Here is a 13,513-nt window from a genome sequence, read left to right as displayed (position 1 = left end):
CCCCCCTCGCCCACCCGCCCCCCCCCCCCCGGGGGGGGGGGGCCCCCCCGCGGGGGGGGGGGGGGGGGGCCCCCCCCCCCCGCTTGCAACCCGCGCTAGAACGGTCCGCCGGTGCGCGGCGCGCGCCGGTCGGTGAGCGCGCCGATCTCCGGGAAGTCCAGGTTCGGGCAGCTCAGGCCCTCTTCCGGGACGGTCCTGCCGACGTAGTACGCGTTGATCGCGTCGTCGATGCACGTCGAGATGCCGCCGTACACGGTGTGCCCGTAGCCCTCATAGGTCACGAGGTGCCCGCCGGCCTGTTCGGAAGAGGCCAGGGACCAGTCGTACACGGTCGCGGGGTCGTGCTCGTTGCCGATGAAGACGATCGGCGGCGCGTGGTCGACGTCCAGCTCATCGCGTTCGTTGGTGTGCTCGATGCCGGAGCCGACGCAGGTGAGCGCGTAGTTGTCGTACGGCGTCCACTCCACGTTCGGGTAGGCCTCGGCCAGCCGCTCCTGCAGCGAGGCCAGTTCGTCGTAGTCCTCGATCTGCCACCCGTAGTCCTGGCACCAGGCCGGGTAGAACAGGTGGTTGATCGGCTCCTCCGCCTGCAGCGCCATGCCGCCGGGGAGGGGCGTGCCGTCGCGCAGCGCCACGTACGCCTCCGCGAGGCCCGGCCACGACTGCGGCGAGTTCGCGGCGAACGTGTACTGCATCGACAGCGCGTAGAAGTCAAGGGGCTCACCGGAGTCCGGGTCGACGAGCTCGCCGGCGCGGGCCTTCGCCTTCAGGCCGCTGTAGACGGATGCGACGTCCTCGCCGTGGAGCGCGCATTCGGGCGCCTCCGCGCACCAGGCGGTGAACGCGGTGAAGTTCTCCTCCCCGGCGCCCGTCTCGGTGCGCATGAAGTCCCATTCGGACTCCAGGCTGTGGTCCATGTTGCCGTCGAGCACCATCGTGCGGATGCGGTGCGGGTACGACTCGGCGTACTGCTGGCCCATGATGGTCCCGTACGAGTAGCCGAGGTAGTTCAGCCTGCCCTCGCCGATCGCGCGGCGGATGCGCTCGATGTCCTCGACGGTCTCGAGGTTCGAGACGTGGTCGAAGAGCTTCCCGGTGCGTTCGCGGCAGTCCTCGGTGAGCGCCGCGTTGGCGTCCTCGAGCGCCGCGAAGGAGTCCTGGTCGGTCGGGATGCCGATGGCGTCCACCACGCTCACGGCCGCTTCGCCGCAGAGCACCTGCGTGCTGGTGTTGACGCCGCGCGGGTCGAAGCCGATGACGTCGAAGCGCTCCGCGGCGTCGCCGGTGAGCGGGTTGTAGAACTTGACCGACTCGACGCCCGAGCCGCCGGGACCGCCGGGGTCCATGAGGATCGTGCCGATCTTCTCGTCGGGGTTCGCGGCCTGCCTGCGGGCGAGACCGATCTCGATCTTCTCGCCCCAGGGGCGGTCGTAGTCGAGCGGGACTTCGATCGTGGCGCACTCGACCGCTTCGGTCGGCTCCACGTCGGGACACGGCTGCCAGTCGATGCCGTGGTGGGAGGAGCCCGCCGCCGCGGGTGCGGCGGCGAGGAGGGTGATCGCGAGGACCGCGGCCGAGCCGGCCGCGGTCAGATGACGGGTGGATGCTCGCATGCAGGAGTTCCTTCTGCCTGGAGTGAACCGGATCGCCCAACGGCGCGCCGGATGTGCCTTTCCACCTGAGATTCTATGAAAACTAATGGCGCCCTGGGGATCCCGCAGGCTGTACCTTTGTCTGTCCTGTGTCCCTAGGGGAACGTGCGCCCCGCGGCTACCAGCAGGTGCCGCCCGGCTTGCGTTCGGCGATGCGGTCGCGGACGCGGCCGAGTCCTTCGGCGAGCACTTGGCGCTCCTCGGCGGTGAGCACGTCGATGAGGATCTCCCGCACAGCCTCCACGTGCCCGGGCGCGGCGCGTTCGAGCATGGCGCGGCCGTCGGCGGTGATCTCGGCGAGGACGCCGCTCTTGCTCCACTCGCACTGGCGGCGGGTGACGAGCCCGGCCTTCTCCATCTGGCCGATCTGGTAGGTCAGGCCGCTCTTGGAGTTGATGAGCCGCTCGGCCAGCTCGGTCATGCGCATCGCGCCGGATTCGGCCCCGTTCAAGGTCATGAGGATCTGGTACTGGAGGTGGGAGAGGCCCATGTCCTCCTTGAGCTGCTGGTCGAGCTCGCGGTCGACGAGGGTCGCCGACGAGACGAACGCGATCCACGCCTTCATCTCCTCGTCGTTCAGCCAATTCGTGTGACCCATGCCTCCAGCCTATCTCCTTGTTCAAATTTGAACCCAATAGTACCTTAGTCGAAGCGGTTCAAATTTGAACCGCCTTGACCTCCGGAGACGACATGGAACCCGTTCACGCGACCGCCGCGGTCCGCACCCGCGTCACCATCCCCCTGCGTTTCGGCGACGGTTACGAGACCACCGCCGAGGCCGTCACCTTCAAGGGCCTCGCGGACGGCGAGGAGCACCTGGCCCTCGTGCTGGGCCGCCCCGCCCCCGGCGACGCCCCGCTCGTGCGGCTCCACTCCGAATGCCTCACGGGCGATGTCTTCGGCTCGGCCCGCTGCGACTGCGGCCCCCAACTGCGCGAGGCCGTCGAACGCATCTCGGAACGCGGCGGCGTCCTCCTCTACCTGCGGCAGGAGGGGCGCGGCATCGGGCTGTACAACAAGCTCGACGCGTACGCCCTGCAGGACGACGGCCTGGACACCTACGAGGCCAACACCGCCCTGGGCCTGCCCGAGGACGGCCGCGACTACACCGCCGCCGCCCAGATGCTCGAAGCCCTCGGCGTCGGCCCGTTCGAGCTGCTCACGAACAACCCGGACAAGGCCCGCCAGCTCCGCGACCTCGGTGCGGACGTGACGGCGACTGTTCCTACGGGCGTCTTCGCGACCGACAGCAACGTCCGCTACCTCAGCGCCAAGGTCCGCCACACCGGCCACACCATCGCTCTGGCCGCCTGACGAACGCCGAAAGGCCCCCGCATCGCCCTTGGGTTCCAGGGATCGTTGCGGGGGCCTTTTCGCGTGCTTCAGCAGCTCCTGGTCGCGGTCGAGAGCCCGGCCAGCGCCCGCATGGGGCCGGTGAAGGCGTCGCAGCACAGGGCGTAGACATTGCTGCGGCCCTTGGGGGTCACGGTGACGAGGCCGAGTTCGCGCAGCGGCGCGAGGTGGTGCGAGACGAGGGTCTGCGCCAAGCCCGTCGCCTCGGTGAGTTCGCGCACGGTGCGGTCGCGCTCGGAGAGGAGCATGACGATCGCGAGCCGGTTCTCGTCGGCGAGGGCCTTGAACTGGGGTGCGAGGTCGCGGGCGCGTTCGACGAGCTTCTCGTCGGGTTCGGCGGTGACGTCGGTCAGCTCGATCTCGATCAGGCGGCTCATGGAACAAGTAAACCACAGAACTTGCTATCAACAGCATTCGCTGGTATTAATTATCTCCGTTGATGTGATCGCGATCGGCGCGACCACTCCAAGGAGGTCACCGTGTCCCTTTCCTCTCGCCGCCTCGCCAAGACCGTCGCCGTCATCGGCGCCGGCCCCGTGGGCCTCGCCGCCGCCGCGCACCTGGCCGAACGCGGCATCACCCCGATCGTCCTCGAAGCCGGCCCCGGCGCCGGGGCGGCGATCGGCGCATGGGGCCATGTGCGGCTCTTCTCGCCATGGCGCTTCGACATCGACTCGGCCGCAAGGCGACTGCTCGAAGGCACCGGCTGGACCGAGCCGGACGCCGACGGGCTGCCCCTCGGCTCTGAACTCATCGAGCGGTACCTCGAACCGCTCGCCGCCGCGCTGGCGCCCCACGTGCGCTACGGCACCCGCGTCACCGGGGTGGCCCGCCTCGGCGCCGACAAGACGCACAGCCTCGGCCGCGAAGGCCGGGCCTACCTGCTGCGCACGGTGGATGGCGCGGGCGAGTGGTCCGATGTGGTGGCCGACGCTGTGATCGACGCCTCGGGCGTCTGGGGCCGCGCGAACCCGCTGGGCGCCAACGGCCTGCCGGCCGCGGGGGAGACCGCCGACGCCCCTTGGCAGACCGGCCCGCTCCCGGACGTCCTCGGCCGCGACCGCGGCCGCTTCGCCGGCAAGCGCGCCCTCGTGGTCGGCGCGGGCCACTCGGCCGCGAACACGCTGCTGCTCCTCGCCGAACTCGCCGAAACCGAGCCGGGCACCGCGGTCACCTGGGCGATCCGGGGCCGCAGCGCCGCGAAGGTCTACGGCGGCGGCTCCGCCGACGCGCTCCCCGCGCGCGGCACGATCGGCACCCGCCTGCAGGGCCTCGTCGAGTCCGGCGCGGTCGCACTGGTCACCGGCTTCACGATCGACGCCTTCGCGACGGCCGCGGACGGATCGGTGACGGTGACCGGCACGACCGGCGGCCACGACCTCAAGATCGAAGCCGACAACGTCGCGGCCGCCACCGGCTTCCGGCCCGACCTCGAGCTCCTGCGCGAACTGCGCCTCGACCTCGATGCCGCGGTCGAGGCCCCCGCGAAGCTCGCGCCGCTCATCGACCCGAACTTCCACTCCTGCGGCACCGTCCCCGCCCACGGCGAGGCCGACCTCGCCCACCCCGACGAGGGCTTCTACATCGCCGGCGTGAAGAGCTACGGCCGCGCCCCGACGTTCCTGCTCGCCACCGGCTACGAGCAGGTCCGCTCCATCGCGGCGGCGCTCGCGGGCGACCGCGAGGCCGCCGACCGGGTCGAGCTGGACCTGCCCGAGACCGGCGTCTGCTCCTCCAGCCGCGCCCTCGACGCCACCTCGATCGCCGACGCGGGGGAGTCCGCCGGATGCTGCGGCACCACGGCCGACGCCGACTCCGGTTGCGGCACCGCGCAACCCGAGCCGGTCGCCGTCGGCGCCCGCGGCCTCGCCACCGGCGTCCTCCACGGCCGCGCGGGCGAGCGCGTCGAGCTGCCGCAGCTCAAGTCCGGCTGCTGCGGCTAGCCCCGCCTGCTAGCTTGGCCCGATGAGACGGATGCTCATCACGGGCGTGTCCGGAGTCGGGAAGTCGACCGTCGTCGCGGCGCTCAGGGCGCGCGGGTACGCGGCGGTCGACACCGACTTCGGCGGGTACTGTTCGCCCGCGGCCGACCTGGAGCCGCCGAAGCCGACCGCCGAGCCCGGCTGGGTCTGGCACGAGGCCCGCATCCGGCGGCTGCTGGACGAGGCCGAAGGCGAGGCGCTGTTCGTGAGCGGCTGCGTCCCGAACCAGGGCCGCTTCTACGCCGACTTCGACCGCGTCGTCCTCCTCAGCGCCGCACCGGAAGTCGTGCGGCGCAGGCTCCTCGGCCGGACCGGCAACGACTACGGGAAGACGCCGGAGCAGCTGGAGCGGGCCCTGCGCGACCAAGCCGAGGTCGAGCCGCTGCTGCGCGCCGGGGCGACCCTCGAGATCGACACCGATGCACCGCTCGAAGCCGTCACGGCGCGCCTCCTGCGGCACGCGTTGGACTGACTCCGGTGAACGCCGCTTGAACTCGCGGTGATCATTCGTGGCCGCGCGGCCGGCGGCGGGGCCCGCTGCCTGCGCGGCCGCCCGCGAGACGCGAAGCGGCCGCCGGTGCGGGTGGGACTGGAGTTGCCGCTTGCCTAGACGTTCGTCAAAATAGACGCATGTCGAAACAGCGCCTGCCGCTCCTGGAGACCGCCGACCCGGACGACTGCCGGGTGCCGCTGGTCGCCGAACCGCTCGACGCCGACCAGGCCGAGCGGCTCGCCCCGTCCTTCAAGGCCCTCGGGGACCCGGTGCGGCTGCGGCTGCTCTCGCTCATCGCCTCCCACGCGGGCGGCGAGGTCTGCGTCTGCGACCTGACCGACGCGTTCGACCTCAAGGCCCCCACCATCTCCCACCACCTCAAGGTCCTCAAGGACACCGGCCTCGTCACGGCCGAGCGCCGCGGCACGTGGGTCTACTACCGCGCCGAGCGCGCCGCCCTCGACCTGCTCTCCGGCCTCCTCGCCGTCCCGGCCGAGGCCGCCGCGTGAGCGCCGACCGGGCCGCCGAGGCGCGCGGCGGGCTCTCGACCCTCGACCGGTTCCTGCCCGTCTGGATCGGCGCGGCCATGCTCGCGGGCCTGGCCCTCGGCCAGTGGGTCCCCGCGGTCGGCAAGGCGCTCAACGCGATCCAGATCGGCGGCGTCTCACTGCCCATCGCCGCCGGACTGCTCGTCATGATGTACCCGGTGCTTGCGAAGGTCCGCTACGACCGCCTCGGCGCCGTCACGGGGGACAAGCGGCTGCTGACCGCCTCGCTCGTCCTCAACTGGCTCGTCGGACCGTCCCTCATGTTCGCCCTCGCCTGGGTGTTCCTCCCGGACCTGCCCGAGTTCCGGACCGGCCTGATCATCGTGGGCCTGGCCCGCTGCATCGCCATGGTCATCATCTGGAACGACCTCGCCTGCGGCGACCGGGAAGCGGCGGCCGTCCTGGTCGCCCTCAACTCGGTGTTCCAGGTGCTCGCCTTCGGCGGCCTCGGCTGGCTCTACCTCGACGCCCTCCCGCGCCTGCTCGGCCTCGACGCCGCGGGCCTCGAGGTCTCCGGCTGGGAACTGGCGCTCAACGTCGCGGTCTTCCTCGGCGTGCCGCTCGCGGCCGGGTACCTGACCCGCGCGCTCGGCGAGCGCCGCAAGGGCCGCGCCTGGTACGAGGACCGGTTCCTGCCGCGGATCGGCCCGTTCGCGCTCTACGGCCTGCTGTTCACCATCGTGGTCCTCTTCGCGCTGCAAGGCGAGGCGATCATCGCCCGCCCGCTCGACGTCGTGCGGATCGCGCTGCCGCTGCTCGCCTACTTCGCGATCATGTGGGCCGGGTCCTTCGCCCTCGGCAAGGGCATCGGCCTGAGCTACGAGCGCACCACGACCCTCGCGTTCACCGCCGCCGGCAACAACTTCGAACTCGCCATCGCCGTCGCCGTCGCGACCTTCGGCGCCGCCTCCGGCCAGGCCCTGGCCGGGGTGGTGGGCCCGCTCATCGAGGTCCCCGTGCTCGTGGGCCTCGTCTACGTGAGCCTCCGGGCCCGCCGCTTCTTCAACGCCCAGCCGCAAAGGAACACCGTCAATGTCTGACAAGCCGTCCGTGCTCTTCGTCTGCGTCCACAACGCCGGGCGCTCCCAGATGGCCGCCGGGTGGCTCGCCCACCTCGCGGAGGGCCGCATCGAGGTCCGCTCCGCCGGCTCGGCCCCCGCCGACCAGGTCAACCCGGTCGCCGTGGAGGCCATGCGCGAGGTCGGGATCGACATCGCGGACCAGTCGCCGAAGATCCTCACCGTCGACGCCGTCGAGGCCTCCGACGTGTGCATCACCATGGGCTGCGGCGACGTCTGCCCGGTCTTCCCCGGGAAGCGCTACCTCGACTGGACGCTGGACGACCCGGCCGGGCAGGGAATCGCGCCCGTCCGGGTCATCCGAGACGAGATCAAGGCCCGCGTCGAAGGCCTGATCGGGGAACTGCTCGCTTAGCCCTTCACGGCGCCGATGATGACGCCCTTCTTGAAGTGCTTCTGCACGAACGGGTAGATGATCAGCGCGGGGATGATCGCGACCATCACGATCGCCATCTTCACCGCGAGCGTCGGCGGCGCGTCCTGCAGGCCCGAGGCCTGCGGGAGCGGCGCCGACTCCACCACGTACGTGCGCAGCACCAGCGCCAGCGGCCACTTCGAGGTGTCGTCCAGGTACAGGAACGCGTTGAACCAGTTGTTCCAGTACCCGACCGCGTAGAACAGCGTGACCACGGCGATCACGGCCTTCGACAGCGGCGTGACGATCTGCCACAGCACCCGGAACTCGCCGGCGCCGTCGATGCGGGCCGAGTCGAACAGCTCCTGCGGGATGCTCATGAAGAACGCCCGCAGCACCACCACGTTGAACGCGGACACCGCCATCGGCAGGATGATCGCGAGGTAGTTGTCGCGCAGCCCGATCGCGCTCACCCACAGGTACACGGGGATGAGGCCCGGGAAGATCACGAACATCAGCAGCACTGAGAACAGGATCGACTTGTGCCCGAACGACCCCGGCCGCGACAGCGAGTACGCGCCGAGGATCGAGACGACGACGCTGATGACCGTGCCGACCGCCGTGACCGCCAGTGACACCACCAGCGACCGCAGCACCACAGGGTTGCGGAACATCTGCTCGTAGGCGCTGAACGTGACGCCGTCGCCCGGCCAGATCACGAGCCCGCCCACGCGGTTCACGGTCTCGCCGCTCGACAGGCTCGTCAGAGCGATCGTGTACAGCGGGAACAGGATCAGCAGCGCGATCACGACGATGCTGGTGCCTTTCAGTGCCTGCCCGCCGATCGTGGGTTTCTCCTCCCACGCGGGTCTGGTCGCCTTCACTTCGAATACACCCCCTGCTCGCCCAGCAAGTGGGCGAATCTGTTGGCGGCCAGGATCAGCACGAGCCCGACCACGCCCTTGAACAGCCCCGCCGCGGCCCCGTAGTCGAAGTCGCCGGTGCGGATGCCGCTGTAGTACACGAACGTGTCGAAGACCTCGGAGGCCTGCGACCCGACCGCGCTGCGCTGCAGGAAGAACTGCTCGAACCCGACGTTCAGCGCGTCACCGAGCCGCAGGATCAGCAGTAGCACGATCACCGGCCGGATGCCCGGCAGCGTGATGTGCCACAGGCGCCTCCAGCGCCCGGCCCCGTCCACCGCGGCCGCCTCGTACTGGTTCGGGTCGATCGCGGCCAGCGCCGCGAGGAAGATGATCGCCCCGAAGCCGGCCTCCTTCCAGATCGCCTGCGAGGTCACCAGCAGGATGAACGTGTCCGGATCGGTCATCCAGTCCACGGCCTCGAACCCGTTGGCGCGCAGCACCTGCGAGAGCAGGCCCGCCCCGCCGAGCATCTGCTGGAAGATCGCGACCACGAGCACCCAGGAGAAGAAGTACGGCAGGTACACCACGCTCTGCAGCATCGACCGCAGCCGCTCGGACACGAGCGAGTGCATGAGCAGCGCCAGCGCGATCGGCACGGGGAAGTAGAACACCAGCTGGAACGCGGTGATCGACAGCGTGTTCACCATCGCCCGCGTGAACTCGGCGTCGGCGAACAGCATCTGGAAGTGCGTGAAGCCGACCAGGCGCGATCCGAAGATGCCGCCGGTGAACGGCTTGTAGTCCTGGAACGCGATCACGTTGCCCAGCGAGGGGATCCACCAGAACCCCCACACCAGGATCATCATGGGCGCGGCCATGAGGAGCAGCGGCCAGTCGCGGCGCAGCCGCTCGCGCCAGTGCGCCTTCGGTTTCACGGTTCGTCGGGGGGCGTCCCCGGCCTGCTCGACCGGGGACGCCTTCGTGCTCACTGCGGTCACAGTCGGTCGTTGTCCTCTGCGATCTTGGTGTAGTACTCGCGGGCGGAGTCGCCGACCTTGGCGCGCCAGTCGTCGACGATCTGGGCCCATTCGGCGACTTCGCGCTGGCCGCGGTAGATCTCGTGGTGCGCTTCCTTCATCGGCTCGTTCTCGGCGGCGAGGTCGGAGGGCATCTCGATGCGCAGGCCCTGGAAGGGGCTGGGGTCGAGGAACGCGGCGGCGTTGGTCTCCCACTCGTGCAGGCGCTCGACCATGCCCGGGTACTGGAATTTCATGTTCGCGTTCGACCTGCCCGAGAGGAACATGTACGTCGGGGCGACCTCGGTCTGGCCGAGTTCGGTGCGCTGGGGCACGCCTTGGTCGTCGACGATGAAGTGGACGCCTTCGACGCCGTCGGAGACCAGGTCGTACTCGACGGTGCCGTACGGGGTCGAGCACCAGTTGGCGAGCCGCAGGCACTCCTTGACGCGCTCTTCGGAGAGGTCCTTCTTGATGAAGCAGAACATGCCGGCGGGGTCGTCGCGCCAGATCGTGGGGGTGCCGCCGGGTTCGCGGGGCATCGGGTCCACGATCTGCAGGTTGAAGCCCTCGACGTTGCGGTAGGTCTGGAACATCTCGTGCCAGGCGCCGAGGCCGTCCTCGAAGAACACGGCCTGGCCGGAGCCGATGATCTCCTTCGCGTTCGTGTTGCGGTCGGCGACGTAGTCGGGGTGCACGAGGCCCTTGTCGAACACGTTGCGCACGAACTCGATCGCGGCGGCGAAGGACTCGGTCTCGAACTTGTGGACGAGCTTGCCGTCCTCGACCTTCCAGAGGGTGGGCACGCCCATGACCTCCTGGAGGGTGTTGTCGAGGCTGGCGAACGCCCAGCGGTTCTTCGACGGGTCGTTCACCTCCTCGGCGACGGCGAGGAGCTCGTCGAGGTTCTTCGGCTGCTCGAGGCCGAGCTCGTCGAGGATGTCCTGGCGGGTGAACAGCGCGTTGGTGTAAGGCGACCGTTCCCAGGGGATGCCGAGGAGCTTGCCGCCGAAGACGCCCATGGCCCATGCGGCGGTGGGGTAGGACGCGAGGAGCGGGTAGTCCTTGGCGGCCTTGTCGCCCGCGAGGTAGGGCGAGAGGTCGGCGAACAGCTCGTTCGCGGCCTCGCCGAAGTCGGAGAGGTTGATGATCTCCCACCCGGGGATCTGGAACATGTCCGGGACGTCGCCGCTGGCGAGGGTGGTGGTGATCTTGTCGAGGTAGTTGTTGCCGTCGGCGATGTTGAAGACGACGGTGCCGCCGAGGATCTCGTTCACGGCGGTGAAGTACGAGTTGTCGGGCAGACCGGGCGGGGTCGGGTTCCACAGCGGGGTGATCGCGGTGATGTCCTCGCCGGTGGTCATCACAGGTTCGGTGATGGCCTTGACGGGCTCGGCCGGGCGGGAGAGGAAGCCGGGCGTGACGGTGCCGTCGGGCTGCCCGGGCAGGTCCGGTTCGATGCCGCCTTCGTAGGGCGTGTAGGTGGGGAGCAGGTCGGCGAGCTCGTCGGAGCCTGCCGCCGTCCCTTCGGGGCCTTCGTCGAGTGCCGCGCATCCGGCGAGCGAGGCGGCGACCGCGCCTGCCGCGCTCGCCTGGAAGAGACCGCGGCGCTGGATCTTGAAATTGGGAGCCTTGCTTGAGGTGTCGCCCATGGCGATGCCTTTCGTTGGGGGATACAGGGTTCGCCTGGTGTTTCTGCTGGCTGCCGGGGCCGTTCTTTTAAAGGTATGACCAAACAAATATAACTGCTTCGATGAGACCCACGCAACAGCCCTCCCATCGGCCCCTGGAGTCCGGCCCCGAGCTGGGCCTAAACGCGCTTGCGGCCCCGGGCTTGGAAGAGCACCGCCGTGCTCCGCACGGGCACCATCCGGACCGAGTCCCGGCGGCCGAGCAGCCATCCCGCGAATGCGGTCAATGAAGGGCGAATGCCGCGGAGTTCAAGGGCCACACCGTGCTTCGCGCACTCCTCCACGAGTGCCTGGCGATCGACGAGGAGCGCCGGGTCGTGCACGCCGCGCACGGCGATGCGCGGGAGGCGTTCGGCCAGGTCGATCGCGAGGAACCGGCAGGCCGCGGTCGCCGCGAGCGTGTCGATCACGAGGAGCCCGCCCGGGCGCAGCAGCCGGCACGCCTCCGCGACCGCCCGGGGGAGATCCGGCACGTGCTCCAGGATCTCGCCCGCCACCACGACCTCCGCGCACGCGTCAGGGAGCGGCACCGCGAGCACGTCCCCCCGGACGGCCAGCACGCCGTGATCCGCGGCCGCCCGCAGCGACTCCCGCGAAAGGTCCACCCCGATGTGCGTGTAGCCCTTGCCTTCCAGATGCGGCGCGAGCAGACCCGCCCCGCACCCGAGATCGACCAGCACCGCACCCTCCCGCGCCGCGACCGGGATCGACTCCGCCCGCGCCGCCGCGAGCCAGTGCAGCATCGCGAACACGCCGCGCGGCCGCCACCACTCCCCGGCCAACCGGTCGTACATCGCCGGATCGTTGGGCACCGGCGTTTCGGGGCTTCCGCTCATCCCGCCAGGGTGACACACTGACGGCTGTGAAGCAGTTGTCTGCGGGCTGGGCGCTCGTGCGAGCCTCCCACCCGCTGCCGGCGGTCGCCGTCTCGGCCGTCGCCGCCGGGCTCGCCCTCGGCTCGGACCGCCCCCTCGGCTCGGCCGTCCTCGCCACCGCCGCCGTCTTCGCCGGGCAGCTCTCCGTCGGATGGCTCAACGACCTCGTCGACGCCCCCCGCGACGCCCTCGTCGGCCGCACCGACAAGCCCTTGGCGGCCAAGGAGATCCGGCCCGCCGCCGTCCGCGCCGCGTTCCTCGCCTCGGCGGTCGCCGCCGTGGCCCTCACGCTGCTCTCGGCCCCGCTCGCCGCCGCCGCGCACCTCGCCGCTCTCGCCTCAGCCTGGGCCTACGACCTCAAACTCAAATCCACCGCGATCTCCGTGCTGCCCTTCGCGGTCTCCTTCGGACTCCTGCCCGCGTTCCTCTCGAACGGCGACCCGTTCCCGCCGCCGTGGCTCATCGCCGCCGCCGCGACCCTCGGCTCCGCCGCGCACTTCGTCAACGTGCTCCCCGACCTCGCCGACGACGCCGCGACCGGCGTGCGCGGCCTCCCGCACCGCCTGGGCCCCTTGCCGAGCCGCCTCGCCACGGCCGCCCTCGTCCTGGCCGCCTCGCTGCTCCTGGTCTTCGGCCCGGACGGCACGGCCTCACCGCTCGCACTGGCGACCGTACCGGCGGCCGTGGTCATCCTCATCGCCGGTTTCCTCCTCGACAACCGCCCCCGCTCCAGGGCCGCGTTCCGCGCCGTCATGCTCGTCGCCCTGATCGACGTCGCCCTCCTTCTCCACATCGGAATCTCCGCGGCATAAGTGTCGAGGGTTGAGTGTCGAGGGTTGATCGGGGCCCCGGCAGCGGGGACACTGAACCGCATGACTCCTGCAGAGAGCCCCGGCGAACGAGCCCTCGCGCTGGCCCGCGAACTCGCGCCCGACCTGGCCGAACGCGCCGCCGTCCACGACGAGGAAGGGCGGTTCCCGGAAGCGGACTTCGCCGACCTGCGCAAGGCGGGCCTGTTCGGACTCATGGTGCCCGAACACCTCGGCGGCTTCGGCGCCTCGTTCAGCGAGTACGCGCGCGTCGCCTCCGCCCTCGCGCGCGGCGCGGGCTCCACGGCGCTCGTGTTCAACATGCACGCCTCCGTCACCGGCGCCCTCGCGCAGACCCCCGACGATCTCGTGCGCCTCCTCGGCGCGCCCAAGAGCTCCTTCGACGCCCGCGACAAAGCCCTCGAAGCCGCCGCGGGCGGCGCCCTCTACGGGGTCGCGATGAGCGAGCGCGGCAGCGGCTCGCGCCTCTCCCAGACCACGACCGCCTACCGCCGCACCGACTCCGGCTACCGCATCACCGGCAGCAAGGCGTTCGTCTCCGGCGCCGGGCACGTGGACGCCTACCTCGTGACCGCCCGCGAGGCCGACGCCGACGAACCGCAGGTCTCCTACTTCCTCGTCCCCGCCGGCGAAGGCATCCGCGTCGAAGCGACCTGGGACTCACTCGGCATGCGCGCCACCGGAAGCCAGGACGTCCACTTCGACGTCGAAGTGGACCCCGACGCCCACCGCGGCGGCGTCGAAGGCGGCACGCTCATGATCGCCCAAGCCAT

At 70.5% G+C, this 13,513-nt stretch carries 14 protein-coding genes and 1 pseudogene; 8 read left to right on the top strand and 7 right to left on the bottom strand.

Going from position 1 to position 13,513, the window contains the following annotated elements; genetic code table 11:
- Positions 1-95: 95 nt before the first annotated feature.
- Positions 96-1,613, bottom strand: coding sequence for an alpha/beta fold hydrolase (locus O2L01_RS02420; RefSeq protein ID WP_270120104.1), 1,518 nt, complete (start codon positions 1,611-1,613; stop codon positions 96-98).
- Positions 1,614-1,770: 157 nt separating this feature from the next.
- Complete coding sequence (locus O2L01_RS02415; RefSeq protein ID WP_270120101.1) at positions 1,771-2,250, bottom strand: MarR family winged helix-turn-helix transcriptional regulator; 480 nt, start codon at positions 2,248-2,250, stop codon at positions 1,771-1,773.
- A gap of 92 nt (positions 2,251-2,342) precedes the next feature.
- Between O2L01_RS02415 and O2L01_RS02410 the strand changes: the two genes are divergently transcribed.
- The gene (locus tag O2L01_RS02410; protein ID WP_270120099.1) at positions 2,343-2,966 is read left to right on the top strand and encodes a GTP cyclohydrolase II; all 624 of its coding nucleotides are present in this window, start codon (positions 2,343-2,345) and stop codon (positions 2,964-2,966) included.
- 68 nt (positions 2,967-3,034) lie between these two features.
- Here the strand turns inward: O2L01_RS02410 and O2L01_RS02405 are convergent, their stop codons facing one another.
- A complete protein-coding gene (locus O2L01_RS02405) occupies positions 3,035-3,382 on the bottom strand; it encodes an ArsR/SmtB family transcription factor (RefSeq protein ID WP_270120097.1) in 348 nt (115 codons plus the stop codon).
- Between the two features lie 102 nt (positions 3,383-3,484).
- On the opposite strand from O2L01_RS02405, the gene O2L01_RS02400 reads away from it, so the two are divergent.
- The 5 genes from O2L01_RS02400 (at position 3,485) to O2L01_RS02380 (ending at position 7,462) form a co-directional block, all read left to right on the top strand.
- Positions 3,485-4,948 carry an FAD-dependent oxidoreductase gene (locus O2L01_RS02400; protein ID WP_270120096.1) on the top strand — a complete coding sequence of 488 codons (1,464 nt, stop codon included), beginning with the start codon at positions 3,485-3,487 and terminating at the stop codon, positions 4,946-4,948.
- A gap of 22 nt (positions 4,949-4,970) precedes the next feature.
- Positions 4,971-5,459 carry an AAA family ATPase gene (locus tag O2L01_RS02395; RefSeq protein WP_270120094.1) on the top strand — a complete coding sequence of 163 codons (489 nt, stop codon included), beginning with the start codon at positions 4,971-4,973 and terminating at the stop codon, positions 5,457-5,459.
- Between the two features lie 158 nt (positions 5,460-5,617).
- Positions 5,618-5,989 (top strand): ArsR/SmtB family transcription factor, encoded by a 372-nt coding sequence (locus O2L01_RS02390; protein ID WP_270120093.1) that lies wholly within the window; start codon positions 5,618-5,620, stop codon positions 5,987-5,989.
- Positions 5,986-7,068, top strand: coding sequence for an ACR3 family arsenite efflux transporter (gene arsB / locus O2L01_RS02385; protein ID WP_270120091.1), 1,083 nt, complete (start codon positions 5,986-5,988; stop codon positions 7,066-7,068). The genes O2L01_RS02390 and arsB overlap by 4 nt, the downstream gene beginning before the upstream one ends.
- Positions 7,061-7,462 (top strand): arsenate reductase ArsC, encoded by a 402-nt coding sequence (locus O2L01_RS02380; RefSeq protein WP_270120090.1) that lies wholly within the window; start codon positions 7,061-7,063, stop codon positions 7,460-7,462. Before arsB ends, O2L01_RS02380 begins: the two co-directional genes overlap by 8 nt.
- Here O2L01_RS02380 and O2L01_RS02375 read toward each other — a convergent pair.
- The 4 genes from O2L01_RS02375 to O2L01_RS02360 all read right to left on the bottom strand — a co-directional run bounded on the left by O2L01_RS02375 (position 7,459) and on the right by O2L01_RS02360 (position 11,871).
- Positions 7,459-8,346 carry a carbohydrate ABC transporter permease gene (locus O2L01_RS02375; RefSeq protein WP_270120089.1) on the bottom strand — a complete coding sequence of 296 codons (888 nt, stop codon included), beginning with the start codon at positions 8,344-8,346 and terminating at the stop codon, positions 7,459-7,461. The genes O2L01_RS02380 and O2L01_RS02375 overlap by 4 nt on opposite strands.
- Positions 8,343-9,317, bottom strand: a complete 975-nt coding sequence (locus O2L01_RS02370) for an ABC transporter permease (protein ID WP_270120088.1) — start codon at positions 9,315-9,317, stop codon at positions 8,343-8,345. Before O2L01_RS02370 ends, O2L01_RS02375 begins: the two co-directional genes overlap by 4 nt.
- Before the next feature lie 5 nt (positions 9,318-9,322).
- On the bottom strand, positions 9,323-10,996 hold the full coding sequence (locus O2L01_RS02365) for an extracellular solute-binding protein (protein ID WP_270120087.1): 1,674 nt from the start codon (positions 10,994-10,996) through the stop codon (positions 9,323-9,325).
- 158 nt (positions 10,997-11,154) lie between these two features.
- Positions 11,155-11,871, bottom strand: a complete 717-nt coding sequence (locus tag O2L01_RS02360; RefSeq protein WP_270120086.1) for a methyltransferase domain-containing protein — start codon at positions 11,869-11,871, stop codon at positions 11,155-11,157.
- 26 nt (positions 11,872-11,897) lie between these two features.
- Between O2L01_RS02360 and O2L01_RS02355 the strand changes: the two genes are divergently transcribed.
- Positions 11,898-12,722 carry a UbiA family prenyltransferase gene (locus O2L01_RS02355; RefSeq protein WP_270120085.1) on the top strand — a complete coding sequence of 275 codons (825 nt, stop codon included), beginning with the start codon at positions 11,898-11,900 and terminating at the stop codon, positions 12,720-12,722.
- 60 nt (positions 12,723-12,782) lie between these two features.
- Positions 12,783-13,513: pseudogene (locus O2L01_RS02350) on the top strand (acyl-CoA dehydrogenase family protein); the annotation flags it as partial.

This window comes from Glycomyces lechevalierae (genome assembly GCF_027622945.1).
GTDB lineage: Bacteria > Actinomycetota > Actinomycetes > Mycobacteriales > Micromonosporaceae > Glycomyces > Glycomyces rutgersensis.
This window is presented reverse-complemented; position numbering and strand designations above follow the sequence as displayed.

Bases quoted from the DNA above. Each gene is read 5' to 3' on its own strand.
- O2L01_RS02415 (WP_270120101.1), bottom strand. From the start codon at position 2,250: ATGGGTCACACGAATTGGCTGAACGACGAGGAGATGAAGGCGTGGATC.
- O2L01_RS02365 (WP_270120087.1), bottom strand. From the start codon at position 10,996: ATGGGCGACACCTCAAGCAAGGCTCCCAATTTCAAGATCCAGCGCCGC.
- O2L01_RS02380 (WP_270120090.1), top strand. From the start codon at position 7,061: ATGTCTGACAAGCCGTCCGTGCTCTTCGTCTGCGTCCACAACGCCGGG.
- O2L01_RS02360 (WP_270120086.1), bottom strand. From the start codon at position 11,871: ATGAGCGGAAGCCCCGAAACGCCGGTGCCCAACGATCCGGCGATGTAC.
- O2L01_RS02395 (WP_270120094.1), top strand. From the start codon at position 4,971: ATGAGACGGATGCTCATCACGGGCGTGTCCGGAGTCGGGAAGTCGACC.
- O2L01_RS02420 (WP_270120104.1), bottom strand. From the start codon at position 1,613: ATGCGAGCATCCACCCGTCATCTGACCGCGGCCGGCTCGGCCGCGGTC.
- O2L01_RS02390 (WP_270120093.1), top strand. From the start codon at position 5,618: ATGTCGAAACAGCGCCTGCCGCTCCTGGAGACCGCCGACCCGGACGAC.
- O2L01_RS02405 (WP_270120097.1), bottom strand. From the start codon at position 3,382: ATGAGCCGCCTGATCGAGATCGAGCTGACCGACGTCACCGCCGAACCC.
- O2L01_RS02410 (WP_270120099.1), top strand. From the start codon at position 2,343: ATGGAACCCGTTCACGCGACCGCCGCGGTCCGCACCCGCGTCACCATC.